At 43.0% G+C, this 26,850-nt stretch carries 23 protein-coding genes; 12 read left to right on the top strand and 11 right to left on the bottom strand.

Annotation, left to right across the window (positions count from 1 at the left end; translation table 11 throughout):
• Positions 1-35: 35 nt before the first annotated feature.
• The 11 genes from thrC to NXR94_RS05905 form a co-directional block, all read right to left on the bottom strand.
• Positions 36-1,322, bottom strand: coding sequence for a threonine synthase (thrC, locus tag NXR94_RS05955; RefSeq protein WP_258103677.1), 1,287 nt, complete (start codon positions 1,320-1,322; stop codon positions 36-38).
• Between the two features lie 13 nt (positions 1,323-1,335).
• The gene (locus NXR94_RS05950) at positions 1,336-2,262 is read right to left on the bottom strand and encodes a homoserine kinase (RefSeq protein WP_258103676.1); all 927 of its coding nucleotides are present in this window, start codon (positions 2,260-2,262) and stop codon (positions 1,336-1,338) included.
• Position 2,263: 1 nt separating this feature from the next.
• Complete coding sequence (gene thrA / locus NXR94_RS05945) at positions 2,264-4,699, bottom strand: bifunctional aspartate kinase/homoserine dehydrogenase I (protein WP_258103675.1); 2,436 nt, start codon at positions 4,697-4,699, stop codon at positions 2,264-2,266.
• 189 nt (positions 4,700-4,888) lie between these two features.
• On the bottom strand, positions 4,889-6,157 hold the full coding sequence (gene ilvA, locus NXR94_RS05940; protein ID WP_258103673.1) for a threonine ammonia-lyase: 1,269 nt from the start codon (positions 6,155-6,157) through the stop codon (positions 4,889-4,891).
• 182 nt (positions 6,158-6,339) lie between these two features.
• On the bottom strand, positions 6,340-7,386 hold the full coding sequence (ilvC, locus tag NXR94_RS05935; RefSeq protein WP_258103672.1) for a ketol-acid reductoisomerase: 1,047 nt from the start codon (positions 7,384-7,386) through the stop codon (positions 6,340-6,342).
• A gap of 27 nt (positions 7,387-7,413) precedes the next feature.
• Positions 7,414-8,004, bottom strand: coding sequence for an acetolactate synthase small subunit (gene ilvN / locus NXR94_RS05930; protein WP_258103671.1), 591 nt, complete (start codon positions 8,002-8,004; stop codon positions 7,414-7,416).
• 33 nt (positions 8,005-8,037) lie between these two features.
• Positions 8,038-9,774, bottom strand: a complete 1,737-nt coding sequence (ilvB, locus tag NXR94_RS05925) for a biosynthetic-type acetolactate synthase large subunit (protein ID WP_258103670.1) — start codon at positions 9,772-9,774, stop codon at positions 8,038-8,040.
• 11 nt (positions 9,775-9,785) lie between these two features.
• On the bottom strand, positions 9,786-11,462 hold the full coding sequence (gene ilvD, locus NXR94_RS05920) for a dihydroxy-acid dehydratase (protein WP_258103669.1): 1,677 nt from the start codon (positions 11,460-11,462) through the stop codon (positions 9,786-9,788).
• 7 nt (positions 11,463-11,469) lie between these two features.
• A complete protein-coding gene (locus tag NXR94_RS05915) occupies positions 11,470-12,360 on the bottom strand; it encodes a branched-chain amino acid transaminase (RefSeq protein ID WP_258103668.1) in 891 nt (296 codons plus the stop codon).
• Between the two features lie 310 nt (positions 12,361-12,670).
• The gene (locus tag NXR94_RS05910) at positions 12,671-14,722 is read right to left on the bottom strand and encodes a M3 family metallopeptidase (protein ID WP_258103667.1); all 2,052 of its coding nucleotides are present in this window, start codon (positions 14,720-14,722) and stop codon (positions 12,671-12,673) included.
• 88 nt (positions 14,723-14,810) lie between these two features.
• Positions 14,811-16,580 carry a sodium:solute symporter family protein gene (locus NXR94_RS05905; protein ID WP_258103666.1) on the bottom strand — a complete coding sequence of 590 codons (1,770 nt, stop codon included), beginning with the start codon at positions 16,578-16,580 and terminating at the stop codon, positions 14,811-14,813.
• A gap of 145 nt (positions 16,581-16,725) precedes the next feature.
• Here NXR94_RS05905 and NXR94_RS05900 point away from each other — a divergent pair, with 145 nt between their 5' ends.
• The 12 genes from NXR94_RS05900 to NXR94_RS05845 all read left to right on the top strand — a co-directional run bounded on the left by NXR94_RS05900 (position 16,726) and on the right by NXR94_RS05845 (position 26,768).
• A complete protein-coding gene (locus tag NXR94_RS05900; RefSeq protein WP_258103665.1) occupies positions 16,726-17,109 on the top strand; it encodes a DoxX family protein in 384 nt (127 codons plus the stop codon).
• A gap of 10 nt (positions 17,110-17,119) precedes the next feature.
• A complete protein-coding gene (locus tag NXR94_RS05895) occupies positions 17,120-19,585 on the top strand; it encodes a ligase-associated DNA damage response DEXH box helicase (RefSeq protein WP_258103664.1) in 2,466 nt (821 codons plus the stop codon).
• Between the two features lie 108 nt (positions 19,586-19,693).
• Positions 19,694-20,140 carry a DUF2147 domain-containing protein gene (locus NXR94_RS05890; RefSeq protein WP_258103663.1) on the top strand — a complete coding sequence of 149 codons (447 nt, stop codon included), beginning with the start codon at positions 19,694-19,696 and terminating at the stop codon, positions 20,138-20,140.
• Positions 20,141-20,797 carry a ligase-associated DNA damage response endonuclease PdeM gene (gene pdeM / locus NXR94_RS05885; protein ID WP_258103662.1) on the top strand — a complete coding sequence of 219 codons (657 nt, stop codon included), beginning with the start codon at positions 20,141-20,143 and terminating at the stop codon, positions 20,795-20,797.
• A gap of 100 nt (positions 20,798-20,897) precedes the next feature.
• Entirely contained in the window at positions 20,898-21,437 is a 540-nt protein-coding gene (locus NXR94_RS05880) for an RNA polymerase sigma factor (protein WP_258103661.1), read from the top strand.
• Between the two features lie 3 nt (positions 21,438-21,440).
• Positions 21,441-22,367, top strand: coding sequence for a hypothetical protein (locus NXR94_RS05875; protein ID WP_258103660.1), 927 nt, complete (start codon positions 21,441-21,443; stop codon positions 22,365-22,367).
• A 40-nt stretch (positions 22,368-22,407) separates the two neighbouring features.
• Positions 22,408-23,298, top strand: coding sequence for an ABC transporter permease (locus NXR94_RS05870; RefSeq protein WP_258103659.1), 891 nt, complete (start codon positions 22,408-22,410; stop codon positions 23,296-23,298).
• 1 nt (position 23,299) lies between these two features.
• The gene (locus tag NXR94_RS05865; RefSeq protein WP_258103658.1) at positions 23,300-23,530 is read left to right on the top strand and encodes a DUF3098 domain-containing protein; all 231 of its coding nucleotides are present in this window, start codon (positions 23,300-23,302) and stop codon (positions 23,528-23,530) included.
• Positions 23,531-24,331 (top strand): undecaprenyl-diphosphate phosphatase, encoded by an 801-nt coding sequence (locus NXR94_RS05860; RefSeq protein WP_258103657.1) that lies wholly within the window; start codon positions 23,531-23,533, stop codon positions 24,329-24,331.
• On the top strand, positions 24,319-24,999 hold the full coding sequence (truB, locus tag NXR94_RS05855; protein WP_258103656.1) for a tRNA pseudouridine(55) synthase TruB: 681 nt from the start codon (positions 24,319-24,321) through the stop codon (positions 24,997-24,999). Before NXR94_RS05860 ends, truB begins: the two co-directional genes overlap by 13 nt.
• On the top strand, positions 24,986-25,918 hold the full coding sequence (locus NXR94_RS05850) for a bifunctional riboflavin kinase/FAD synthetase (protein ID WP_258103655.1): 933 nt from the start codon (positions 24,986-24,988) through the stop codon (positions 25,916-25,918). Before truB ends, NXR94_RS05850 begins: the two co-directional genes overlap by 14 nt.
• Entirely contained in the window at positions 25,911-26,768 is an 858-nt protein-coding gene (locus NXR94_RS05845) for a M48 family metalloprotease (protein ID WP_258103654.1), read from the top strand. The genes NXR94_RS05850 and NXR94_RS05845 overlap by 8 nt, the downstream gene beginning before the upstream one ends.
• Positions 26,769-26,850: the final 82 nt, after the last annotated feature.

The raw sequence follows: 26,850 nt of genomic DNA, 5'->3' as shown, positions 1-26,850 counted from the left end.
GTCCTATGTAAAGGGCAAAAAAAAGCCTGAGTGGATCAGGCCATGAGGTAATTTTTGAATGAAGAAAACTGTTTCCCTAAGGGGTCAGCTTGTTTTCGGCGAGACATTAAGTCAGCTGCGAAATCAGGGATCTTATATTCGGTATTTAATGCCTTTTCAACAGTAGGGATGAATTTACATGGATGGGCAGTTTCTAAAAAGACTCCCACTTCCCTGTCAAGTAGCGTTTTGTTTAGTGCTTCATAGCCAATTGCACCATGAGGATCCAATGTGTACTTATGATCAGACTGGCATTGCTGCATGGTCCTGAGGGTGTGCTCATCATCTAATGTATAGCCTTTCACGTCATTTTTGACAGCATTCCAATCATCACCATATAGCTCCATCATTCGTGGAAAGTTGCTTGGGTTACTCACATCCATCGCATTAGAAAGCGTAGCAATGGTCGGAAGGATTTCGTAGGATCCGTTGCGAATATATCTTGGAACGATATCATTGGCATTAGATGCTGCTATGAAGCGATGAATGGGGAGTCCCATTTTCTTGGCGAGCATACCAGCGGTGATGTTGCCATAGTTTCCACTTGGGACAGATACCACTACATTCCCGTCACCCTGAGCCTTGCGGACGGCCTGGTAATAATAGATTGACTGTGGTAGCCAGCGCGCAATGTTAATAGAGTTAGCGGATGACAAAGCCAGTTTTTCATTGATCTCTTTATCAAGAAAGGCTAGCTTTACCAGTGCCTGACAATCATCGAAGTCTCCGTCAACCTCCAACGCGGTAATATTTTCACCAAGCGTGGTTAATTGCTTTTCCTGTAACTCACTGACTTTTCCAGTAGGGTAGAGGATAATCACTTTTACACCAGGTACTTTATAAAATCCTGCGGCCACAGCTCCTCCTGTATCTCCGGAAGTTGCCACCAAAATGGTGACTTCCTTATTTTCGGATTCATTAAAATACCCTAAACAACGAGCCAGAAAACGAGCTCCAACATCTTTAAAGGCATAGGTTGGTCCATGAAAGAGCTCCAGGCTATTTATATTTTTTGCAACACTTACCAGCGGGATATCGAAGCTTAGAACATCTTCCATGATCTCCTCCAGCTTATCCAATGGAATATCATCACTGCAGAAGTGCTTCATCACAGAGGTTCCGATTTCAGGAAGTGTATAAGAGCCATATTCGGAGAAGAATGGATCACCAAGTACCGGAATAATTTCAGGAAAGTAGAGACCATTATCCTGAGGCAAGCTTTTGATGACTGCCTCTTTGAATGATATTCTCTGATTTTTGCCTTTTGTACTATAGAATTTCATGATTCTGCTCTGTTCATGAGATCACTTCACAGCCTCTCAAATTGATTTTGGATGAATGAAGAATGACAGGAAGGTTCATTTCTTCATAAAGCTTTTTGATTTCAGGTTTGGCGGCATTCATGGCCTTTTCATTCTTGAACAAGGCAAACATGCTTGGTCCCGAACCTGATATATTGAATCCAACACTGCCATGATCATAGGCCAGTTGCTTTACCTGATCGTAACCCGGGATAAGCCCCTTTCTCACAGGCTCGGCCACCAGGTCAGTAACAGACTTTCTTAACAGCTCAAAATCATGGGTGTTAAATGCCTGAATTAGGCCTGCTACATTTGACCATTGATCACGTGCATCCTTAATGCTTAGACTGGTAGGTATTAATTTCTTTGATTCGGAAGTTTTAATCACCACATCAGGGAAAATGATCAGTACCCATAAATCCGCAGGGACATTTACCTGAAAAATATCAAGTTCTGGTTCATATGCCCGAATAACGTTGAATCCTCCAATGAGTGAAGGCGCTACGTTATCGGCATGGTAAGATTTGGAGGCGAATGCTTCTCCTTCCAAAGCAAAGTGGATCAGATCCTTTTTGTCAATGGGCTCTCCCAGTAGTTCGTTCGCAGCAAAGACTGCTCCAGCTGCACTGGAGGCACTTGACCCTAATCCACTACCTGGCTTAAAAAGTTTTTTGATTGTGATGTCAAATCCCTGATCTGACCCGAGGTGGTCAAGTAGGGCCCTTATAGAGATAGTGGCTACGTTCTCCTCTGGTTCTAGCGGCAGATCAGCACCAATAATTTCTTTAATGACAAGTTTGGAATCACTCCTTTTAGACATGATGATTTCGTCACCAAGCCCATCAATAGCAAATCCAATGGTATCATATCCACAGCCCACGTTGGCGACAGACGCCGGGGCAAAAACCTTAATTTCGTCCATATTATTGATCAGATTGGGCTATTCTAAGTACATCGGCGAAAATCCCGGATGCAGTTACGTCTGCTCCGGCTCCGGCTCCTTTGATCACCAACGGCTGAGCCTTGTACCTATTGGTGTAGAATAGCACGATATTATCACTTCCTTCAAGGTAGAAGAAAGGATGTTCCGGTGAAATTTCCTCAAGGCCTACAGAAGCTTTACCGTCTTTATAGCTTGCTACGACACGCAATTGGGTCCCGTTTGCCTTTGCCTTATCATATATTGCCTTGAAATGAGGTTCTTCTTTCTCTACCTTATCATAGAAGTCATCTATGGAAGTACTACCAACACAGCTTTCAGGGAGGAATGATTCCAAAGCGATTTCTCCGATTTCATGCTCATAGCCACTTTCGCGAATCAGTATCAGTATTTTTCGCTTCACGTCCTCACAGAAAAGGTCCAAACGTGGATCAGGTTCGGTGTAGCCCATTTTCTTCGCTTTTTTGATTACCTCAACGAACTTCTCGGTTCCATCATATTCATTGAATAGGAAATTGAGTGTTCCGGAAAGAACAGCCTCGACAGAATGTACCTGATCGCCTGATTTGATGAGGTCAGATAGTGTGGAAAGCACTGGTAGCCCTGCGCATACATTTGTTTCGAAAAGAAACTGGCTTCCAAATCGCTGAGCAGTTTGCTTAAGAGCTTTGTATTCTCCAAATGGTGCTGTCGCAGCAATTTTATTTGGTGTTACAACAGATACGCTTTCTTTCAAGATGTCCGAGTACATTGAAGCAATTTCTGATGATCCTGTGATGTCTATAAAGATGGAGTTACGAAGGTTGTAATTCTCCATGTACTGGTAGAATGCATTACGGTCAAACTTCTCCGTAGACTCTCCAATTTTTTCTTCCCATTTGGAAAGCGGAATACCATCCTTCATGAAGGTCATTACCCTGGAGTTTGCCAGTCCAATGACTTTGATGTTCAATTGATGATGCTTTTTAAGGTAGGTAAACTGACCTTGCAATTGGCTCAGGAAGGCTTTACCCACATTCCCGGTACCAATAATGAACAGGTTGATTCGTTTGCTGTCAGATAAAAAGAAGCTCTCATGAAGTACGTTGAGCGCCTTGTCAAGATCCTCTTTAACAATCACCGCAGAGATGTTCCTTTCAGAAGACCCCTGAGCAATGGCCTTAATGCTTACACCGTTTCGACCCAGTACATTAAACATTTGTCCACTCACTCCTACCTGGTTGCGCATGTTGGCGCCCACCAGAGCTATGATCGAAAGTTCATCTTCCGATTCGATCGGATTGATGATGCTGTTTTTGACTTCGGTACTGAACTCTTCCGATAAACATTCAACAGCGGTGATGGCATCCTTGGCTGCAACACCGATCGTAATGGTATGCTCTGAAGAGGCCTGGGTAATCAATATGATATTGATCTTGTTATCAGAAAGGGTTTTAAACAGTCGAAATGAAAAGCTTGGAATTCCAATCATTCCACTTCCCGACAAGTTGATCAGCGATATGTCCTTGATACTTGTAATCCCTCGAATTAATGTTTTGTCCTGATCCCATTCCTTGGTGATTTCCGTGCCCTGATGTTCAGGGTTAAAAGTATTTTTTATGGTGATCGGAATGCCAATTTCCAAAGCAGGCTGAATGCTTGGCGGATAAATTACTTTGGCTCCGAAGTGAGAAAGCTCAAGTGCCTCTTCGTAAGAGATGTGGTCGATAAAATGAGCTTGCTTAACCAATCTTGGATCTGATGTCATGATGCCATCCACATCAGTCCATATTTCCAGGTGACCTGCCTTCAGAAGCTTGGCCATTATGGCGGCCGTGTAATCCGAACCACCCCTTCCAAGAGTGGTAGTCTCATTGTTATGAGTGGAGGCAATGAACCCCGGGAATAGGTTGATTTGATTAAGTGTTAATGCCTGTGCAAGTTTTGTGGACGCTTCAAAATCAACAGCAGCATGACCAAAATGCTTGTCCGTTTTGATCACTTTACGTGAATCAAAAAGTGTAATCTTATCGAAAGACTTGTTAATAAATTCTTTGATAATGAAAGATGAAAGCCGTTCTCCTGTACTAACTATATAGTCACTGCTTTTTGGAGTCAATTCCTTTAAAAGGAAAACCCCTCTGCATATTTCCTCCAGTTCATTGATAATCTCATCAATGGTGGTAGAAGATTTTTCTCCTGTTAGTTTTTCGAAAAGATCAAGGTGAAGTGCTCGAAGATCCTGAAGCGCTGTTTGGTAACCAGTATCATGTTTTTGTGCCAACTCACCAATGTTAATCAGCTTGTCTGTGACCCCACCTACGGCAGAAACCACCACTGCTATTTGGTCTGATTGAGCTTTATCAATTACAATTTTGGCTACCTGCCTGATAGCTTCCTCCGAACCAACCGAAGTACCTCCGAATTTTAATACCTTCATCTTATCTGGGCTTTCCGCTCAAGAAAAAAAATTTACTGCGAATTTAAGATGCTTAGATCATCTTATGAGTGGATTTTGAAGTTTCTTTTAATCCTGCTCCATGATATCAGGTTGATATTGTGGAAGAAAGGCTTGTATATAGAATTAATCGTGGTGTCGCTGAGTTTTGGTTGAGAAATCGCAATGGACTTAGACAATATATCTGAAGAGGTCAGGCTGGTCGTTAAGGTATTCACCATAAAAATTCCGCTCCTTCATGCGTTCGAGTAGTGGCTGGAAATCTTTCGGTGACTTTAGCTCAATACCAACCACGGCAGGTCCTTGTTCTCTTGAAGTTTTTTTGGTGTACTCAAAATGAAGAATATCGTCATCCGGTCCCAATACTTCACTCACAAACTCTTTCAATGCGCCGGCACGTTGAGGAAATCTCACAATGAAATAATGCATCAATCCTTCATAGAGTAAAGAGCGCTCTCGAATCTCCTCTGTTCGAGTGATGTCATTGTTGCTCCCTGAGAGCACGCATACTACATTTTTACCCTTGATTTTATCCGCAAACTGGTCCAGGACTGCTACGGATAATGCACCTGCCGGCTCCAGTATGATACCACTTTCGTTGTACATATTAATGAGTACGGAACAGAGCTTTCCCTCATTCACCAGCACGATTTCCTCCATGAATTTTTGGCATAGGGGAAAGGTGAGCTCACCGACTTTCTTCACCGCTGCCCCATCAACGAACTTGTCAATTTTCTCCAGACTTATAACCTTGTTTTGTTTGATTGATTCCAGCATGGCCGGTGCTCCCTCGGGCTCAACACCGATTATTTTGGTTTTGGGACTTAATACCTTAAGTACACTCGAAACCCCGGCAGAAAGACCGCCTCCCCCGACAGGCAGAAAGACGTAATCCATGTTGAAATCTGCATCGCTGAAAAGCTCAAGCCCAATAGTGGCCTGACCCTCTATGACTTTTTCGTCATCAAATGGATGAACAAAAGTGCAGTCATTGGCCCTTTCGAAATCTTTGGCTGCATGGTATGCATCATCGAAGGTATCTCCCTCGAGCATGATATCCACCATCTGCTTTCCAAACATGCGAACTTGTTGGATCTTTTGTTTGGGTGTAGGAGAGGGCATGAAAATCGTGCCCTTTACGCCAAGTTTATGGCAGGAGTAAGCGACGCCCTGCGCATGATTGCCTGCACTGGCACAAACCACACCTTTAGCAAGACTTTCCTGATCAAGAGAGGTAATCTTGTTGTACGCACCTCGTATTTTGTAAGACCTAACAACCTGTGTGTCTTCTCTCTTCAGATAGACGTTGGCCTTGTATTTATCACTGAGGATGAGGCTGTGCTGAAGGGGGCTGTTGATCACCACTTTGCTCAGGTTATTCCGAGCTTTCTTCACCTCTTCGATTTCTGGGATATATGAATTGTTTTTTTGTGTTGTCATAGAAAGCTTGCGGAATTTAATCAATGGCCAATCTAAATAGGTTGTCCTTTAAGACGAAATTTCATGGAAAGAATGGTGTTGAAACTCGTGATGCGAACGGCCAGGTGGAATTTTACTGCGTTTGAGAAACAAAAAAGGAACCCCTTGCGAAGTTCCTTTTAATATCTCAAGTCTTGCGACTCTTAGCTATTCTCTGGTCTCAGCTTTCTTACAGCTTTACCTGCTTGCCACATTTCTGATTCGTGAAGCTCCTTCAATTCTTCTTCTAGTTTTTCACGGTAGTCAGACTGTGAATTACTATCGATTGATTTTTGCGCTTCAACACCGTCAATTACTGACTTGTAAAGTTGCTCGAAAACCGGCTTGGTAGCTTCGTAGAATGGTCCCATCCAATCCAAAGCACCTCTTTGTGCTGTAGTAGAACAGTTTGCGTACATCCAGTCCATTCCATTCTCAGCGATCAATGGGTAAAGTGATTGAGTAGCTTCTTCAACAGTTTCGTTGAAAGCCTCAGAAGGAGAGTGTCCATTCGCTCTTAGTACTTCGTACTGAGCTTTGAATAGCCCCTGGATAGCACCCATTAGTGTACCTCTTTCACCTGTAAGGTCAGAAGAAACTTCTTTGTAGAAAGTAGTTTCAAATAGGTAACCAGAACCAACACCGATACCTAAAGCGATCACTTTGTCTCTCGCTTTGCCAGTAGCATCCTGGTGGATAGCAAAGCTGGAGTTAAGTCCTTTTCCTTCTACGAAAAGTCTTCGAAGAGAAGTACCAGAACCTTTAGGCGCAACAAGGATTACGTCAACATCCTCAGGTGGAACGATACCAGTTTTCTCTTTGTAAGTCACACCAAATCCGTGAGAGAAATAAAGTGTCTTACCAGGAGTAAGGTGTGCTTTAACCATTGGCCAAAGTGCAATTTGACCTGCGTCAGAAAGCAAGAACTGTAGGATAGTACCTTTTTCGCATGCTTCTTCCAATTCGAAAAGTGTCTCACCAGGAACCCATCCGTCTGCTACAGCTTTGTCCCAGGTCTTAGAGTTTTTTCTTTGCCCAACGATTACGTTGAAGCCATTGTCTTTAAGGTTAAGTGCCTGTCCAGGACCTTGAACACCGTAACCAAGTACTGCGATTGTTTCGTTTTTAAGTACTTCTCTTGCTTTTTCAAGAGGGAATTCCTCACGAGTCACTACTTGCTCGGTCACCCCTCCAAAATTGATTTGTGCCATTTTTATTTATTTATTGAAAATCTATTTTTAAAAATCTTTAATACTCAGCCTGTTCGACTTGGCTTCTTCCAATTGCTGGATGAAGGCTTCCGTCTTACGTTTCGATTTTGAGACCGCAATTCTACCTGATCTCACGAATTCTAGCAGCCCATGAGGCATTAATTTGTCGTAAAGATCATGTGTGTCAGACTTGTGACCGGTCTTTTCAATGATGATATGATCTTTTTCGATCACCAAAATACGTGCACCACTATTCCTAACCAGCGTCTCTATTTTGTTACCATTCAGAAAAACATCTGTAGGTACTTTATAGAGCGCAATCTCCTGGTAGTAAACGTCATCATCTTCGTAGACGAATGCGCCTAGTACATCTACCAGTTTTCGAATTTGCTTCACAACCTTTTCAACCTGATCCTTGCTCACGCTTTGAATCACAATCGTAAATCGACTTACGCCCGGAACCTCGGTAGTTGACACATTCAAACTATCGATGTTTATTTTTCGGCGCGTAAAAATAATGGTTATTTGGTTGAGAAGCCCAGCCCTGTCTTCTGTAAGAACAGATAGGGTGAAATCTCTCACTTTATCACCGTGAATGTTATTTATTGAATTAGACATGGTATTAAATTAAAATTTAAGAAAGCGACGACCTCATCCTAATCGAATGTCTGAAACACTGGCTCCGGCAGGAACCATTGGAAACACATTCTCTTCTTTCTCCACGACTACTTCTAGCAACTGCGGCCCATCTGAATTCAACCATTGGTCCAATGCAGCATCCAGATCAGCTCTTTCCTCAATTTTCTGCGAAGGTATGCCGTATCCTTGTGAAATCAATTGAAAATTTGGATTCGTCAATTCTGTGAACGAGTATCTCTTGTCATGGAATAGCTCCTGCCACTGTCTTACCATGCCAAGGAAATTGTTATTCAGGATCAGGATTTTTACCCCGATCTGACTTTGGAAGATGGTTCCTAATTCCTGAATGGTCATCTGAAAACCACCATCACCAATAACAGCAATTACTTGTTTTTCAGGTTGTCCCATCTTGGCGCCCATCGCTGCTGGCAGACAAAATCCCATGGTGCCCAGACCACCTGAAGTCACATTTGACTTGGTATCGTCGAATGCATAATACCTGCTTGCCACCATTTGATGCTGACCAACATCGGTTACCAGAATAGCTTTACCCTTGGTTTTATCAGAAATCTTCTTCATTACCTCAGTCATCAAAATGCCTCCTGAAGTAGGATTAGTGGCTGTTTTGATGATTTTTTCAAACTCTATCTCGTCGCAATCACGGAATTCTTTCAACCAACTTTTATGTTGATTTTCCTTTGTGACTTTGATCAATGACTGCAAAGCTTCTTTGGCGTCTGCGTTTACAGCCACATCGGCTTTTACATTTTTGTCGATCTCAGCCGGGTCGATCTCTATATGGATTACTTTGGCTTGTTTCGCATATTTATCCAGATTGCCAGTTACGCGATCATCGAAACGCATACCAACTGCAATCAATACATCGCATTCATTAGTCTTGACATTAGGTCCATAATTACCATGCATTCCCAAATAACCGACATAAAGCGGGTGATTATTCGGTACAGCCGATAATCCCATAAGAGTAGAGGCCATTGGAATCCCCGCCTTTTCAGCGAATGCGATCAATTCTTTTTGTGCTTCTGCGATCAAAACACCCTGACCTACCAGCATCAAAGGTTTTTGTGCTTTGTTGATCAAGTCAGCAGCATCACTGATAGACTTCTCATCCAAAATAGGGTATGGATGATAGCTTCTGATCTTTTCACACTTTTCATAGCTATAGTCAAACTCCTTGAGCTGTGCGTCTTTGGTGATATCGATCAATACCGGTCCAGGACGGCCGCTGTTAGCAATGTAAAATCCCTTTGCGATGGCATAGGGGATTTCCTCCGGTCTGGTCACCTGATAGTTCCACTTCGTTACCGGCATAGAGATGCCTACAACGTCCGTTTCCTGGAATGCATCGGTACCTAGCAGGTGAGAAAATACCTGTCCGGTGATACAAACCAAAGGAGTGGAGTCTATCTGAGCATCAGCAATACCTGTTATCAGGTTAGTTGCTCCTGGCCCTGATGTTGCAAAGCAAACTCCGGTTTTTCCGGTTACGCGAGCGAACCCTTGGGCTGCGTGAACGGCACCTTGCTCATGTCTGGTTAATATATGGTTGAGCTTATCTGTGTAGCTATAAAGTGCATCATAGATAGGCATGATCGCTCCCCCAGGATATCCGAAAATGACTTCGACATTCTCTTCCAGAAGACACTTCAATACTGCTTCGGATCCCGTCACTCTCTCAGAGGCAGGACTTTTCTTTTTTTCCACTTCTAAAGATGATGTACTACTCATAAGTCATTTATTTAAGCATCAGTAACACAACCTTCAGAGGCAGTGTTTACCGATTTGATATATTTCCAAAGTATTCCTTTATTGGCTTTGTAAGCAGGTTTTTTCCAGGCTGCTTTCCTTGTAGCCAACTCTTCATCGCTGAGTTTTACCTCAAGCTTATTATTGATAGCATCAATACGGATGATATCACCATTCTTGATCAATCCGAGTGGTCCGCCTTCCTGAGCTTCAGGCGTAATATGTCCCACTACAAATCCGTGAGACCCACCAGAGAAACGGCCGTCAGTGATCAAAGCTACATCTTTACCTAAGCCGGCTCCCATTACCGCTCCTGTAGGTTTCAACATCTCCGGCATACCGGGAGCTCCTTTTGGACCTGATTGTCGGATGACGATCACTTCACCCTTTTGAACTTCTTTACCAATGCCTTCGATCGCGGCAAACTCATCTTCATAGATTCTTGCCGGCCCTTCAAAGACTTCACCTTCTTTACCGGTTATTTTGGCAACCGCTCCTTCAGGAGCAAGGTTCCCGTAAAGGATTTGAAGATGTCCTGTCTTCTTGATTGGTTTATCAAAGCTGTATATGATATCCTGTCCTTCTTTAAGATCGGCAATTTCTTCCAGATTTTCAGCTAAAGTTTTCCCAGTAACCGTCATGCAGTCTCCATGAAGGTACCCTTCTCTCAATAGGATTTTCAATACTCCGGGAACACCACCAATTTTATGAAGGTCCTCCATGAGATATTTTCCACTAGGTTTTAGGTCCGCGATGAATGGTGTTTTGTCGCTGATTCGTTGGAAATCCTCCAAAGTTAGATCTACGTCTGCTGTTTTGGCCATCGCCAACAAGTGAAGTACCGCGTTGGTTGATCCTCCGAGTACCATCACCGTGGTGATTGCATTTTCGAATGCTTTCTTGGTCATGATGTCTGAGGGAAGAATGTTCTTCTCCATCAGGTTACGGATCGCCTTACCTACATTTTGGATCTCCTTTACTTTAGGATCTCCTTCTGCCGGGTTTGATGAACTATAAGGCAAGCTCATACCCATCGCCTCAATCGCCGAGGCCATAGTGTTGGCTGTGTACATTCCACCACATGCTCCAGGTCCTGGGATAGAGTTTTTAACAATGCCTTTAAAGTCCTCATCGGAGATGTTATTGCCTAGTTTTTTTCCGTATGCTTCGAAGGCAGAAACGATATTCAGGTCTTCACCTTTCCAGGTTCCAGGTCGTACTGTCCCACCATAAACCATAATAGATGGTCTGTTCAGACGTGACATCCCCATGATGGCTCCCGGCATGTTTTTATCACAACCCACAACCGCCACGATCGAGTCGTAAAATTGCGCCTGAGATACTGTTTCTATTGAATCAGCAATAATGTCCCGGGAGATAAGAGAATATTTCATCCCGGTTGTTCCGTTGGACATACCATCACTCACACCTATAGTGTTGAAGATCAATCCCACCAGGTCAGCCTCCTTTACGCTCTTTTTTACCTGATGCGCGAGGATGTTAAGGTGCATGTTGCATGGGTTTCCTTCGAAACCGGTGCTGACAATTCCTACCTGTGCTTTTTTAAGTTCTTCCTCTGTGAGTCCCAGTGCATAAAGCTGGGCCTGTGAACCAGGCTGGCTAGGGTCTTGAGTAATGGTCTTGCTGTACTTATTTAGTTCTTGGCTCATGTTGTAATTAAACAATAGTTAATCCCTGGTATTCGTCAAACATCACTTTTTGCTGATACAAAATATGCAGGATGTGTCCGATTGATTCTTCCCAATCCTTTTTGTAATGTTCTCCATTAATGGAGTCAATTCGAGTAATCTCTGACGCAGTACCACAGAAAAATGCTGTCTCTGCTTTATATAATTCTTCTGGTTTTATGTCTTTTTCAACTACCTCAACCTTGAGCTCTTTGCAGATCTCAATGAGGGTTTTTCTGGTGATGCCCGGAAAGATGTTTCCCAGTTTTGGAGTGAAAAGCACCCCGTCTTTTTCATAAAAAATATTAGCTCCCGGTCCCTCCGTGATATTGCCATCCATATCTAAAAGAATAGCCTCATCATATCCCAGAGATTTTGCTTCCGCTGATGCCAGGGTAGCCTGTGAATAGTTTCCTACCACTTTCGCATCGATCGGAGTAGATTTCGGGCTTGGTTTCAGGTAGGATGAGATCATGCAATTCAATGGCTCATATCCCGGATATTTTGCCCACTTCCAGGCTGTCATAAATACGTTTACTTCCGAAGAAGGGGAGAGCATCATATTGGGGCCGGCAAAAACTAAAGGCCTGATATACGCATTGGTAAGTTTGTTTCGGTCGATCAACTCATAAGCAGTGTTGATCAGTTCTTCAGTAGAGTAGGGCACCTTTAGAAATACCCTTTCAGACGATTTTTTGAGTCTTTCAAAATGCTCTAATGGACGGAAAATGTTGAATCCGTTACCGTTATTATATGACCTCAGGCCTTCGAAAACGCCGGTACCATAATGGAGCGTTTGGCTAAAAATACTCGCCTGAGCATCCTTTGCCTTAATCCACTTGCCGTTTAAAAAAACCTCTGTCTTATCGTCGAAATACATCTACAAACTCTATTGCAAAAAAAAACGCCATTCTTTTTGGGAATGGCGCTTGATATATCCTAAAACTATCAGAAACACCATTTCCCAATCGCTGTGACCACAGTGACCAGAATAATAATTGGTGTTACGACAATATTTGAAACGATTCTATTCATTTGTGCCTCAAAACTAATGCAATAGTTTAGAAATTCATTCAATTAGTAAATGATATTTCTAATCATAATTCCAAACTTTTGCATTAATAATTACAATTTCTAAAATCATATCAATGCTAAATTACCTCTTAGGAGAATCTATAGTAGTGATTTTGCTACAATTCCAATCCGATAGATTTGATGAAAGCGTCCTGGTTAGGTGCTCTGCCCAGAAACTCTTTGAGCATATCCATTTCCTGAACTGATCCACCCTTCGATAAGATGGCATTTCTGTAGGCCTTTCCCACCTCAGGATTGAGTATCCCCTCCTTTTCAAACCTGGAAAACATGTCCTGGGCAAACACCAATGACCATAGGTACCCATAATAAGATGAGCCATATCCATATAAGTGCCCGAACGCTGCTTCGAAATGGGTGCCCTCTACTCGTGAGAATGGACTGATCCGTTCCATCAAAATGTGAAATAATTCAGTTGTGGTGGTGTCACCATCAGGGTCAAAGCCATCATACAAGGTAAGGGCATATTGGCCATAGATGACCTGTCTAAGGGTCTCCAATCCTGACTGTAGATTCTGGGCAGCATACATCTTGTCGAAAAGTTCTTTTGGTAGTATTTCGCCCGTCTTATAATGTTTCGCGAAAAGGGCCAAAGCCTCATAGTTCCAAACCCAGTTTTCAAAAATTTGGGAGGGCGCCTCAACAAAGTCCCTGCTCACCCTGGTTCCGCTTTGAGAAGGAAGCTCGGTAGTCGAAAGGATATTATGCAACACATGTCCAAATTCATGGAAAAAGGTCTCCACTTCCGAATGTGTAAGTAAGGCAGGTTTGTCAGGGGTTGGTTTGGTGAAGTTGCAGAGGAGTGCTGCCTCAGGGGTTTGATTGCCGGATGATAAAGCCATGGATGGTCTCAATGGCCAGCAGGCTGCATGGGTGAATTTATTTTCTCTTGGATGAAGGTCCAGATAAAACCTGCCAACATAATTGGGTCCTTCAAAAACTTCATAGGCAGTTACATCTTCGTGCCAGACGGAAGCGTTTTCTATTTCTTTATAGGTTAGCCCGAAAAGCTTCTGGGTAATTTGAAAAAGTCCGGATTTAACATTCTCCAGTTCGAAATACTGGCGTACTTCCTCCTGATCCACACCATAGGAAGTTTGCAGGAGTTGATTCTTTAGGTAATAGACATTGTAATATGCTACCTCTTCGCCGGACATGCCTAGCTCCTTTTGCATTTCAACTAGCTCGGCATAATCAGCATCTCCTTTTGGGCGAACATTCTTTTCCAGGTCAAACTCAAATTCCCATACGGTTTTAGGGTTTTTGGCCATTTTCCCATCTAGTTCATAGGAAGCATAAGTAGTATAATCCAGGTGTTTGGCCATGGCGTCTCTTTGCTCGATCAGCGTAGCCAACACGGGAAGGTTACTGTCCGCAGCGCGGTTCAGGAATTTAACATAAAGCTCCTTTCTGGCCGCATCTGATGATGCATTTTCCATGAAGGGGATGAAATCGGGATAGGAGAGACCTACCTTATATGTTCCATCCTCCTGAAGATGGCTTTTCTTAAAATCTTCTGTTGTCCCTTCCATCTCTTCCTCAGTGAAAATGGCAAAGTCAGAATACATAGCAATATTTTTTTGGAAGGTATTTCCAGTCTCGGTTATGGCATCCAGCATTAGCTTAAGATAATCTCGCTTTTCCTTCGAAAGATTAAAGCCGTTTTTGGCATAGTCTCGCATTTGGTCAGCGACCAGTTTTGATCTGGCCGGAGAAAGCTTTTTTGCTTCTTCTGTTTCACTGTAGGCCTTATATGCCTGGTAAATATCCTCATCGAGGGAAATTTCATTGCTCAATTTCCCCAATTCAACTTCCAGTTGGGATGCGGTGGTTCTAATGAGAGAATCGGGATGTGCATTAGCAAGGATGCTGAACACCCCCCACGATTTAGAAGCGACATTACTTAACCTTTCTAATGGCCAAATGGTATTCTCGAAGGTTCGGCCTTCAATAGGCTTTATTTCCTCCACCGTATTTTTATAGAGCGACTTCAGTGCGCTCATTATTTCATTGAGGCTGTCAACATCGATATTGGCATAGGCAGTTGGTTGGTTCTCAGGTAACTGGTAATTGTCAACAGGTTGCTTGTTTTCAGTGCAGGAGAATAAAATGATCAGAGATATAAAAGGGGCGAAAATGGAGTTTTTCATGTTTCTAGGTTTGGTTTATCAGCCAATAACGACTGATGAGGTCAGATGTTTATTAATTATTATAAGTGGTGGAGAAAGCTTATAAATGTCATTTTAATCGCGGCCATATTTTCATGAGTAATAAGGCAGAAACAGATGCAATGACAAGCAAAGTCAATCCAATAATCACCTTTCCGTAAATCAATTGGCCGGTACCGATAAGAAAAGCGTAAACACCGATGGTTCCCAAAATCATGCAGAGAATTCCTACCGGAACTTTCCAGGTTCCTGAAGGGGTGCTCCCTTGTTCCATTTGTGAAGATATTTTTTTCCAACCTGGGCCTCCGGGGTTAATCTTTTGGACGAATCGGATTAACACATCCTGGTCTGCCGGCTTGGTAAGCAGGGTCACCAGTATCCATCCGAGGGTTGTGATGCCAACTCCGGTGACTAATTCAACCCATGGCTTGAGCGGTTCCAGTCCCATCCAGGAATGTGCAGTTTTGAAATAGATAGCAACTAACAAGCTCACAATCATAGCAGTCAATTCGCTGTAGGCATTTACCCTCCACCAAAACCAGCGCAGAATGAATAATAATCCGGTACCGGCTCCAATTTGTAATAGAATCTGAAATGCCCCTAGCGCATTATCAAGCATCAACGCTAAAATCATAGTGAATACCATGAGGATAACAGTCACAATTCTGCTCAATCCCACCAGTTGGCCCGGTGAGGCATCAGGCTTGATAAATCGTTTATATACATCATTAATGATATAGGAGGCTCCCCAGTTGAGATGAGTTGATATCGTGGACATGTAGGCAGCGATTAGGGAAGTAACCACAATACCCAGTAAACCGGAGGGGATGAAAGTGAGCATCGCCGGATAACCCAAGTCATGATTGACAACATTAGCAGCATTTGGGAAGGCCTGTTTGAGACTTTCCAAATCCGGGAATATGACCAGAGAAGCAAGTGCAACGATAATCCATGGCCAGGGTCTGAGGGCGTAGTGAGCGACATTGAAAAATAGCACTGCCTTCACCGAATGATCTTCATTTTTGGCAGCAAACATTCTTTGAGCAATGTAGCCACCGCCGCCGGGTTCCGCACCGGGATACCAGACGCTCCACCACTGAACTAATAGCGGTATGAGAAGGAGAGTTACGAAAATTTCAGGGTTGGATAACGAGGGAAAGAAGCTGAGCTTATCGGCCACGTTTTCATGTGCCAGTAAATTTTCCAGGCCACCAATCTGGGGATGTTTAAGAGCCACTATGGCTGCAATAAGGGCTCCCGCCATTGAGAGGATGAATTGGATAAAATCTGTGATTAGTACTCCTCTTAAGCCACCCAGGGAGCTGTAGATTACCGTGACCGTTCCGGCGATTAATAGAGTCTGTATGGGAGTGAGGTTAAGTAATACGCTTCCGATTTTGATGGCTGCCAGGGATACCGAAGCCATGATCATGACATTAAAGATAAACCCGAGGTAAACAGCTCGAAATCCACGTAGGAAACTGGCCATTTTGCCACTGTATCGGAGCTCGTAGAATTCAATATCTGTCAAGACCCCTGATTTCTTCCACAGTCGCGCGTAGACAAAGACCGTGAGCATTCCCGTTAAGAGGAAGGACCACCAGGCCCAGTTTCCTGAAACCCCATTTTGACGAACAATGTCTGTTACGAGATTAGGAGTATCTGTTGAGAAGGTAGTCGCAACCATAGAAACACCCAAAAGCCACCAGGGCATTTTACCACTTGCGGTGAAGTAATCCTCAGAGGTTTTATTTCCGGATTTGGCCGCCCAAAGTCCTATACTTATGGAGAGAATGAAAAAGCTCCCTACAAAGAACCAATCTAATGTCGTCAGAATCATACTTAAAATTTCAAACCGGATAAAGATACATGTAAATGTTTGGCAGAGGATTGGTAGCCTGAATTACAATTCAATGAATTTTTGTTTGATGCATAAGCGGGATCAAATCGGGAAATATTAAATTATTCCTTCAAAAAAATGGCCTATGAAAATCTTCGAATGGTTGCTCAGTATTCTCGCTGCTGTTATAATGCTCCAAACCCTTTACTTCAAGTTTACAGCGCAACCTGAAAGCGTTTACATATTTAATACAGTCGGTATGGAGCCCTGGGGAAGAATTGGTTCAGGAGTGGTTGAATTGATAGCTGGAATTTTGTTGTTAATCCCTACTTACCGTATTTATGGCGCCATTCTCAGTCTTGGAGTAATAAGCGGCGCTATATTCTTTCATTTGACCAGGTTGGGTGTGGAGGTACAGGGTGACGGAGGGTCACTCTTTTATTTGGCTGTGGCAGTATTTGTTGCAAGCGCCATAATCACCTTTATTAAAAGAAAGGAAATACCGATCATTGGGGAGTGGTTTAAATGAAACGCTTCTTTTGGTTCAATCAGAAATCATACAAATAGGCAAAGACTGGTTTACAAGCCGCGGATGGAAGGCCTTTCCATTCCAGGAAGAATGCTGGAATGCCTATCTGGAGGGGAAAAGCGGCTTATTGAACGCACCCACCGGAAGCGGAAAGACCTATGCATTGTGGATTCCATGTATACTCGAGTTTTTGAGAGATCATGACAAGGCTAATGTCACTCCCGGGGTTCGGGTTTTGTGGGTTACGCCTCTTAGGGCTTTAGCTAAGGATATTCATCGGGCCATGCAGGAGGTCTGTGATGAGCTGGATTTAAGGTGGACAATAGGCTTGCGAACAGGAGATACTACCGCTACAGAGCGTCAGTCTCAAAAGAAAAAAGCTCCACAGGCCCTGGTTATTACTCCTGAGAGTCTCCATGTTTTGCTTAGCCAAACCGATTATCCCAACTACCTAAAAGGTATCCAGGTTGTGATTGCGGATGAGTGGCATGAGATCTTAGGTACAAAGAGAGGGGTGGCATTGGAATTGGCCATCAGTCGTATCAAAACACTCACAGATCACCAACTTAAGATTTGGGGCATATCTGCGACGATCGGCAATCTTCCTCAGGCCAAGCGCGTGTTGCTGGGTGAGGGTATGCATAAGTCCGGGGTGATCATCCAATCGAATATTGAAAAGAAGGTAGAAGTAGTTTCGGTACTTCCTGATGAAGTAGAGAAGTTCCCCTGGAGTGGTCATTTGGGTACGGCTTTATTACCTAAAATTGTCCCGATCATTAATGCTAGCAAGACTACCCTGCTTTTCACCAATACGAGATCTCAAACAGAACTCTGGTATCAAAAGCTGGTGCAATTTGCTCCGGAGCTATCAGGGCTGATTGCCATGCATCACGGATCCATAGAACAGGATATCCGGAATTGGGTCGAGGATGCGCTACATGCTGAAAAGCTCAAAGTGGTGGTGTGTACTTCCAGTCTGGATCTGGGAGTTGATTTTCGTCCTGTCGACACAGTGATTCAAGTAGGAGGGCCAAAAGGAGTGAGCAGGTTTTTTCAAAGAGCGGGGCGAAGTGGTCATCGTCCGGGGGAGGTGAGCAAAATTTACTTTGTGCCAACACACTCACTGGAATTGGTAGAAGGAGCAGCACTTCGAAAGGCTATCGAGGAGAAACGCTTTGAGAGTCGAAAGCCTTTGGAGAAATGTATGGATGTCCTCGTTCAGTATTTAGTTACACTGGCAGTGAGTGGTGGTTTTCGTCCGCTTGATATATTAGAAGAAATCAAACAAACCTATTGCTATCGCTTGTTGCATTCAGAAGAATGGGGATGGGCTTTAGACTTTATCACGACCGGAGGTAAAACACTTGGGGAGTATGATGAATACGCCAAAGTTTATCAGGAAGACGGTATTTACAAGATCATCAATAAGCGTGCGGCTACGCGGCATAAGCTGTCCATCGGGACGATCGTTGGTGATCCGGCGCTCAAAGTCAGGTTTATGACCGGAGGATATATCGGGACCGTGGAGGAATCTTTCATATCCAGACTAAACCCGGGTGATCGTTTCTGGTTTGCCGGAAAGAACCTTGAGTTTGTGATGATCAAGGATATGACCGTTCTGGTAAAAAAGTCCAATCGGAAAAGTGGTCGTACGCCTGTTTGGGGAGGGGGAAGGTTGCCTCTTTCGTCGATGCTGTCAGATGTCATCCGTGAAAAGTTGGAAGCCAGTGCCAATGGCGACTTTCATGATGTTGAGATGAAAACAATAAAACCCATACTGGATTTGCAGGCAAAATGGTCCCAGGTGCCAGATAGGCATACTTTATTAATAGAGAAGGCGAAGTCAAAGTTCGGGAATCACGTTTTCTTCTACCCTTTTGAAGGATTGTATGTACATGAGGTGTTGGCTGGGGTAGTTGCGCTGAGAGTGAGCAGAATAACCCCGATTACTTTTTCCATGTCTATGAATGATTATGGATTTGAGTTGCTTTCAGATCAGGAAATTCCGATTGAGGAGGCTTTGGAGCTTGACCTGTTTAGTGAAGAGGGTATTATGGAAGATGTTCAACACTCCATTAATCAAACTGAGATGGCCAAGCGGAAATTTCGCGACGTGGCCACAATAGCAGGGTTGATTTTTCAGGGTTATCCTGGAAAAAATATCCGGGCCAGACATCTTCAGGCGTCGACGGGTATTCTTTACAAGGTTTTTGAAACCTACGACAAGGAAAATTTACTGATCCAACAGGCTATGGATGAAGTGATGACCATGCAATTGGAACATTCGCGCTTATTTGAGGCGATCAGGAGGATAAATGCACAAAAAATTGTTTTGATGGATACAAAAAGTCCGACGCCTTTTGCCTTTCCAATAGTGGTTGATACGATACGAAGACAGAATTTATCTTCAGAACAATTGATTGATCGGGTGACCAAAATGCAGATGCAACTAGAGAAACTTGCCGAAAATTCTTAAATATTGCGGTTCAAATAGGCATGATGATTGTGTTTGTAGTAAAATCATTGTGAAATGAGCCGTATAAGCCCTTTTTGCTTATTCATCAACTAACTAAAGATTAAAGAAATGAAAACGATTTTTACAGCCATAGCAATTTTATTCATGCTTTCAACCAATGCCCAGACGATCATTGGTAAATGGAAAATGGTAGGTATGAAGTCCGGTAAGGAAAGATCATTGATCGATATCTACGAAAAGGATGGTAAATACTTCGGTAAGGTAATTGAAACTTATCCAACCAATGGTGATGATCCAAATCCACTGTGTACAGAATGTGATGATTACAGGAAGGATCAGCCAGTTGTTGGGATGGATATTATTACCGATTTGGAATATAATGGCCGATCTGGTGAATACAAGGGTGGAGAAATTTTGGACCCTACTTCCGGTAATGTTTATAACTGTAAGGCCTGGTTAGGGAAAGATGGTTTCTTAAGAATTAGGGGGTATTTGATGTTTTTTAGTCTGGGTAAAACCTATGTTTTACCTAAATATGTCGGAGATAGCAATTAAGTGTCTGAAAATAGATCAGATCAGCAAAAGCTCCTAATAGAAGGCCAAAACCTCGTTTTGGATGCTCGAAAGGTAATCTTTTGGCAAGAAACAAGGACCCTGATTTTATCAGATCTTCATCTGGGTAAGGCGGGGCATTTCAGAAAATCAGGCATTCCCATATCGAAAAGGGTACATGAGGGTGACTTATTGCGTCTTTCAGATGTGGTAAGTCATTTTCAACCTTTAAGAATACTTTTCCTCGGAGATCTTTTTCACAGCGACCATAATGAGGAGTGGGACGATTTTGAAGAATGGATGAAGCGACAACAAGGGGTGGAGATGGTGCTTATAAAAGGAAATCATGACATTTTGGAGGAGGGTATTTACCAATCTACCAATTTGAAAATATGTGATGAGCTAAAAGAAGGGCCTTTTCATTTTACTCATGAATCGGTAGATACGGAACTCTATAACTTTTCCGGGCATATTCATCCAGGGATTAGATTGAAAGGGAAGGCGCGTCAGGGAGCTACGCTGCCATGCTTTTATTTTGAGGAAAATTCAGCTTTAGTTCCCGCTTTTGGCGATTTCACAGGGGTATATAAGATTAAACCTGCTAAAGGGTCAAAAATCTTTGTTATCGCCGAAGGAGTGCTTTTTGGCATCAACCCCTAAAAACAATTATTTTACATAAAAATTGATTCGCCGCTAATCAAATGGGTTACTTAACGCTTATTAATCGTATTAAACCACAGGTTAGCGCCTGAAAAGGTGTATGAAGGATAGTGAAATTCTAGAGAGGATTAGCAGGGGAGACGAACGAGCTTTAGACTATTTGTATCAAAAACATTACAGAATGATGGTGAACATCGTTTTGAAAAACAATGGTACTGAGGAAGAAGCAAAGGACGTTTACCAGGAAGCGCTGACCGTGTTTTGGCAGAAGGCGTCGAGTGGCAACTTGGTGCTGACTTCTAAAATTAGTACCTTTTTGTACAGTATATGCTTGAATCAGTGGAGGAAAGAGCTGGATAGAAAGAGCCGCCTGACACGCGAGGAGGTGGATGGAGAGGAGTATCAGGTACATGAAGAAAAGGAAAATGAACAGATCATTACGCAGTGCATTAGTGAACTGGGTGATGTTTGTAAGAAGATATTAACGTACTATTATTTCGAAGGTCTTAACATGACTGAAATTGCAGAACGCATGAATTTTGCGAATACGGATACAGCAAAGACTAAGAAGTATAAGTGCAAGAAGAAATTAGACCAACTTGTTTTAGAAAGATTTTCTAAATCAGATTTTTTTGATTGATCCATGAGGATAGACCAAAATAAAGCAGATTTAACCGATAGCTATCTTAGAAACGACCTATCAGCAGAAGAACAAGCGTCATTTGAACAAATGATGGCTGAGGATCCTTCATTGGCTGAGTATGTAGGTTTTCAAAAACAGATAGTGAAAGGGATTGCTGATTACAGAAAACTACAGCTAAAGGCCCGTTTGGATGCGATTCAGGTTGGGACTGGCTGGTTAGGCGTTAGTCAGGGTGTATGGCGTGTGGCTGCCTCATTTGTAGTTGCGACGGCAATAGGTCTGGGCTCATATGTTTACTGGCCTGATCAGAATCAATTTGAAAAAGTATCATCACCATTAGAGATTGATGACGAAGAAATAGTTGCTGACTTTGCGGCGGAAGAAGTTCCTGAGGTCCCTGTTCCGATAGAGGAGGTCTCTGAGAAGGCTGAATCTTCTGAAACTTTGATTGCAAAGACCAAATCGGTCGCTGAAGTGAAAGAGGAAGTTGCTCCTGTCGAAGCCAAAGAGAGCGAAAAAGTGGCGCCTAAGCCTAAAGAAGAGTTTGTTCCTGATGTGAATAAGCCTTTGTTGTCCAATGTGGTTGACGAAAGTTTGAATACCAAAGGAGCGGATATGCCTGAATCCGTACCAACCGAGTGGGTGAGTACATCAGATCAGCCGATGGATATTGAGACCATTGATCGTAGATCGAAAGAAATCAAGTATAAATATTTTGAAGGCAAGTTGTTCTTATATGGTGACTTTAAGAATGAGCCTTACGAAATCCTTGAGATCAATTCTTCAGAATCGAAAGAAGTTTATCTCTTCTACATGTCTAAGTACTACAAGATTGAGTTAACAGACGATATCAAAGTGCTTGAGCCTATTGTTGACGAAAAGTTTATTCAGGAGCTTCGTATTATTCGTCACAATAAGGTAGACTAATTCACCTGATTATCCCCACTTTCGTTAGTTTTGGGGCTGCATGGAATCCAAGGCCAGAAAAAAAAGAAAATTAGGTAGTTACCCGCTTGTAAGCGTGGTGTTTAGCATCTCATTGTCCTTATTGGTTATAGGTATGTTTGGCATGATTCTGCTTCATGCAAATAAACTTACAAGGGTTATTCAGGAGAACATTGAAGTTCAGGTTTACCTCAACAAAAACATTACTGATTCAGAGGTTACGAAAATCAGCCGTTCCCTTGGAGCAATGCCTTATGTACTTCAAAAGGAAGATAATGCGGAAGTCCGACTTGTGACCAAGGAAGAAGCTGCAGAACAATTCATCGAAGATACCGGGGAAGACTTCACTCAATTTTTGGGAGACAATCCACTGAGAGATTTGTTGGTATTGAATATTGAGCCGGCCTATCAGCCCACTGATTCATTGAGATGGATTCAAAGTGAAATTGCGGCGATTAATGGCGTTTATGAAGTTTCTTACGTCGAATCTTTGGTGGAAAGCATTAATTCAAATCTTACCAAGATAGGAGCGTTTCTTTTAGGCTTCTCGATCATTTTGCTTCTAGTGGTGGTCATACTCATCAACAATACCATCAAGCTGGCTTTATTTTCTCAGCGGTTTCTTATTCGCAGCATGCAACTTGTAGGTGCAACGGGCCGTTTCATTCGAACACCATTTCTAGTGCGGGCCATTTGGTATGGAGCCATCTCGGGACTTTTAGCCTCGGGGGTTCTCTATAGCCTATTGATGTATGCGAACGAGAAAATTGAGGACTTAAGTAGCCTTCAGGATGAAAGAATGATGCTACTCCTATTTGGTTCGCTGGTAATTCTGGGTATTCTGGTTGGCTTTCTGAGCACCTTTAGAGCGGTAAGAAAATATTTAAAAATGTCTTTAGACGAATTGTATTGATATGTCCGAACAAAATAAACTTCCCTTTTCCAAAATCAATTACCTCATTATGTTGGCAGGTGTTATACTGTTGATCATCGGCTTCATTATCATGGCCTCTGATAGTGAGACTTTTGGGTTCGGATTTTTCGGAATTACCCTCGGGCCAATTGTGGTGATGCTCGGTTTTCTGGTACAATTTGTTGCCATTCTTTACAAGCCTAAAACGAGCAATTCAGAAGAGGGCAAATAAATGACCTGGTTAGAAGCGGTGATTTTGGGTATCATTCAGGGTGTTACTGAATTTTTACCTGTAAGTAGTAGTGGCCATCTTGAAATTGGGTCTGTACTTTTAGGTGTCGAGACCAATGATAATTTGCTCTTTGCGATTATCGTTCATGCAGCCACAGCGCTAAGTACCATTACGGTATACAGGCAGGACATCAGGGATATTATCATGGGCTTATTTGAGTTTAAGTACAATGAATCGGTCAGGTTTGCACTGAAAATTATTATTTCGATGATTCCTGTGGGTATAGTGGGGGTGTTCTTTGAAGATGATATTTCGGCTTTATTTGGTGGGAATCTTGTTTTGGTGGGGAGTATGTTGCTGGTGACGTCCGCATTGTTATTCTTCACGCATTTTACCAAAAGCCCAAACGGGTCGGTCACCTATGGAAAGTCTTTTGTAATTGGGCTGGCTCAGGCGATAGCCATACTTCCGGGTATTTCAAGGTCCGGAGCTACGATTTCCACCGGGCTTCTGTTAGGTGTGGAAAAATCTAAAGCTACACGCTTTTCCTTTTTGATGGTTTTGATTCCCATTCTTGGCGCAGCGCTACTAAAGTTTAAAGACTATTTGGAAATGCCGGCGACTGAAGTTTCTACTGGCTTTTTCACTCTTGCTTTAGGGTTTATTGCCGCATTTGTTTCAGGCTATATTGCCTGCAAATGGATGATTGGAATTGTTAGAAAAGGTAAACTGACCTACTTTGCGGTTTACTGCCTTGTAATTGGTTTGATTGCATTGTTTTCTCAGATATGGCTGGTGTAGATCTTTCTGAAGGTGTTTTGTTGCTGGTTGATAAACCACTCGAATGGACCTCTTTTGATGTTGTGAACAAATTGAGGTATGCCCTCAAAGTGAAAAAGATCGGTCATGCGGGTACGCTTGATCCACTGGCGACTGGGCTGTTGCTCATTGGCGTTGGTAAATTCACAAAAAAGCTCAACGAACTGCAGGGGCTGGACAAAGTCTATGAAGGCATTTTTGAAATCGGCAAGACTACTCCATCGTACGATTTGGAAACATCCTTTGATAGCGAAGCCGACATATCTGGAGTCTCCCTTGAGCAGGTACTAGCTGCGGCTAAGCATTTAACGGGGCCTCAGGATCAGATTCCTCCTGCGTTTTCCGCGATTCGCATAAAAGGGGAACGAGCGTATCACAAAGCAAGAAACAATGAGACGGTTAAGCTGGATCCTCGTCCGGTGATCATTCATGAGTTTGACGTGCCCAAATTTGAAAACGGCGAGGTTCATTTTAGAATTAGATGCTCTAAAGGAACTTATATAAGAAGCATTGCAAGAGATTTGGGAAATGAACTTGGCGTGGGGGCTTACCTGAAGAAGCTGCGAAGAACCGAAATCGGGGAGTACCATGTTAAAGACGCCCAATTATTGGAGGATGTAATAACCGAATACCGAAGTGCAGATAGTTGAAGACCTTACTGACTTTCGATTTAGCGCGGACACCGTGGTTACCAGCGGTACGTTTGATGGTGTGCATATTGGGCACAAGAAGATATTGTCCAATTTAGTTGAGACCGGAAAGAAGGAAGGACTAAAAAGTGTGGTGGTGACGTTTTGGCCTCATCCCCGCTTTGTGTTGAAAAAAAATGATACTGGTCTTAAACTCCTGACAACTTTTGAGGAGAAGGCCAGGTATATCGGTGAAATGGGGATTGACTACCTGGTCAAGATACCATTTACAAAGGAATTCTCGGAGCTTAGCTCTGAAGAGTTTATTCAGCAGATTATTGTCGATAAAATCAATACCAAAAAACTGGTCATTGGTTATGATCATCGCTTTGGCAAGAATAGAGAAGGTGGATTTGACTACCTGAGTGCCAACTCCCATGATTATGGCTTCACAGTATCAGAAATCCCGCGACAGGATATCGAACATGTTGTGGTCAGTTCAACCCAAATACGGCAAGCTCTTAGTCAGGGTGACATACAGACTGCGAATGAATTTTTGGATCGTCGCTATGCCTTATCCGGTTTTGTAAAGGAAGGGGATAGGATTGGGAGAAGCATTGGGTTTCCTACGGCCAATTTGGATGTGCCGGAATCCTACAAGCTTATTCCCGGAGATGGTGCCTATGCCGTCTCAGTGGAAGTGTATGGTCATCAATACCATGGAATGTTAAACATTGGGATGCGTCCGACAGTTTCTGGAGAAGAGAGACGCATAGAAGTTAATATTTTTGATTTTAATAAGGATATTTACAATGAGAGGTTGACTATCCATTTTCATGAGCTACTTAGGGCGGAGCGTAAGTTTGAGAGTATTGATGCCTTGAAGGAGCAGTTAGCCCTTGATAAATTGAAGGCCCTTAAAATATTGAACAATGAATAAGAAAATATTTCTGAACATAGCAGTTGTTGCACTTGCTGTTTTGATGATCACTATTCAGTCTTGTAAGAAAGATGATCCTTGTGCCGATTTAGGTAAAGTGGGAGGCTTACTGACCAACCTTACTTTCCCAGTGGCGCAGGATACGATACTGGGAGCTCAGGTGGCACATCAGGTTGATAGTACCTATATGGATTCCATACTTCTAGAGTCAGCAAACCCCCAGGCATATGCTTATCTCCAGTCAATTGTGGATGATCTTCTTGCCTCAGAGGACATTCTTCACAGGGATCTGTTTAAATGGAAATTGACGATCATTGATCAGGACGTGTTAAATGCCTTTGCGACACCGGGAGGGTATATTTATGTCTATACCGGATTGATCAAATACCTTGACAATGTAGATGATCTGGCAGGGGTTATGGGGCACGAGATAGCCCATGCAGACCGAAGGCATTCTGTTAATCAGATGATTAAAAGTATGAAGCTAGCGGTTGTCTTGAGCATAATAGCAGGGGGAGATGAGTCTTCAGCTATAGCTCAATATATTGCAGGGCTTGTAGGCACATTAAAACAATTGGAGTTTAGCAGAGAGGACGAGGCTGAAGCTGATGCTGCATCAGTGGATTACCTGGATGAGACTGATTTTGCCTGCAATGGAGCCGCTGAGTTCTTTAGAAAGATAGAAGCGGAGGGAGGAGCCGGCGTTCCCGAATTTCTCAGTACTCACCCCAATCCAAGCAACAGGATTAATGATATAGATTCTCGCGCTTCTTGTCGCGGTTGTTCAACTGAAAATTCTACCGTTAATATTAACGGTATGACCTACGCTGAGTTTAAGGGTTTGTTTTAAAGTCAAACCAATAGCATCTCAATCGTTTGCTTGAGTAAAGGAGGGTGGGTGAAAAAATGGCGGATGGTTGAGCGTAAAGGCT

This window comes from Marinoscillum sp. MHG1-6, from assembly GCF_024714475.1.
GTDB lineage: Bacteria > Bacteroidota > Bacteroidia > Cytophagales > Cyclobacteriaceae > JAMZMI01.
Note: the sequence above shows the minus strand (reverse complement) of the source record. Positions and strands in the feature narration are given on the sequence as shown.

Excerpts from the sequence above, each read along its gene's own strand:
- thrC (WP_258103677.1), bottom strand. The coding sequence starts at position 1,322 with ATGAAATTCTATAGTACAAAAGGCAAAAATCAGAGAATATCATTCAAA.
- NXR94_RS05950 (WP_258103676.1), bottom strand. The coding sequence starts at position 2,262 with ATGGACGAAATTAAGGTTTTTGCCCCGGCGTCTGTCGCCAACGTGGGC.
- thrA (WP_258103675.1), bottom strand. The coding sequence starts at position 4,699 with ATGAAGGTATTAAAATTCGGAGGTACTTCGGTTGGTTCGGAGGAAGCT.
- ilvA (WP_258103673.1), bottom strand. The coding sequence starts at position 6,157 with ATGACAACACAAAAAAACAATTCATATATCCCAGAAATCGAAGAGGTG.
- ilvC (WP_258103672.1), bottom strand. The coding sequence starts at position 7,386 with ATGGCACAAATCAATTTTGGAGGGGTGACCGAGCAAGTAGTGACTCGT.
- ilvN (WP_258103671.1), bottom strand. The coding sequence starts at position 8,004 with ATGTCTAATTCAATAAATAACATTCACGGTGATAAAGTGAGAGATTTC.
- ilvB (WP_258103670.1), bottom strand. The coding sequence starts at position 9,774 with ATGAGTAGTACATCATCTTTAGAAGTGGAAAAAAAGAAAAGTCCTGCC.
- ilvD (WP_258103669.1), bottom strand. The coding sequence starts at position 11,462 with ATGAGCCAAGAACTAAATAAGTACAGCAAGACCATTACTCAAGACCCT.
- NXR94_RS05915 (WP_258103668.1), bottom strand. The coding sequence starts at position 12,360 with ATGTATTTCGACGATAAGACAGAGGTTTTTTTAAACGGCAAGTGGATT.
- NXR94_RS05910 (WP_258103667.1), bottom strand. The coding sequence starts at position 14,722 with ATGAAAAACTCCATTTTCGCCCCTTTTATATCTCTGATCATTTTATTC.
- NXR94_RS05905 (WP_258103666.1), bottom strand. The coding sequence starts at position 16,580 with ATGATTCTGACGACATTAGATTGGTTCTTTGTAGGGAGCTTTTTCATT.
- NXR94_RS05900 (WP_258103665.1), top strand. The coding sequence starts at position 16,726 with ATGAAAATCTTCGAATGGTTGCTCAGTATTCTCGCTGCTGTTATAATG.
- NXR94_RS05890 (WP_258103663.1), top strand. The coding sequence starts at position 19,694 with ATGAAAACGATTTTTACAGCCATAGCAATTTTATTCATGCTTTCAACC.
- NXR94_RS05880 (WP_258103661.1), top strand. The coding sequence starts at position 20,898 with ATGAAGGATAGTGAAATTCTAGAGAGGATTAGCAGGGGAGACGAACGA.
- NXR94_RS05875 (WP_258103660.1), top strand. The coding sequence starts at position 21,441 with ATGAGGATAGACCAAAATAAAGCAGATTTAACCGATAGCTATCTTAGA.
- NXR94_RS05870 (WP_258103659.1), top strand. The coding sequence starts at position 22,408 with ATGGAATCCAAGGCCAGAAAAAAAAGAAAATTAGGTAGTTACCCGCTT.
- NXR94_RS05865 (WP_258103658.1), top strand. The coding sequence starts at position 23,300 with ATGTCCGAACAAAATAAACTTCCCTTTTCCAAAATCAATTACCTCATT.
- NXR94_RS05860 (WP_258103657.1), top strand. The coding sequence starts at position 23,531 with ATGACCTGGTTAGAAGCGGTGATTTTGGGTATCATTCAGGGTGTTACT.
- truB (WP_258103656.1), top strand. The coding sequence starts at position 24,319 with ATGGCTGGTGTAGATCTTTCTGAAGGTGTTTTGTTGCTGGTTGATAAA.
- NXR94_RS05845 (WP_258103654.1), top strand. The coding sequence starts at position 25,911 with ATGAATAAGAAAATATTTCTGAACATAGCAGTTGTTGCACTTGCTGTT.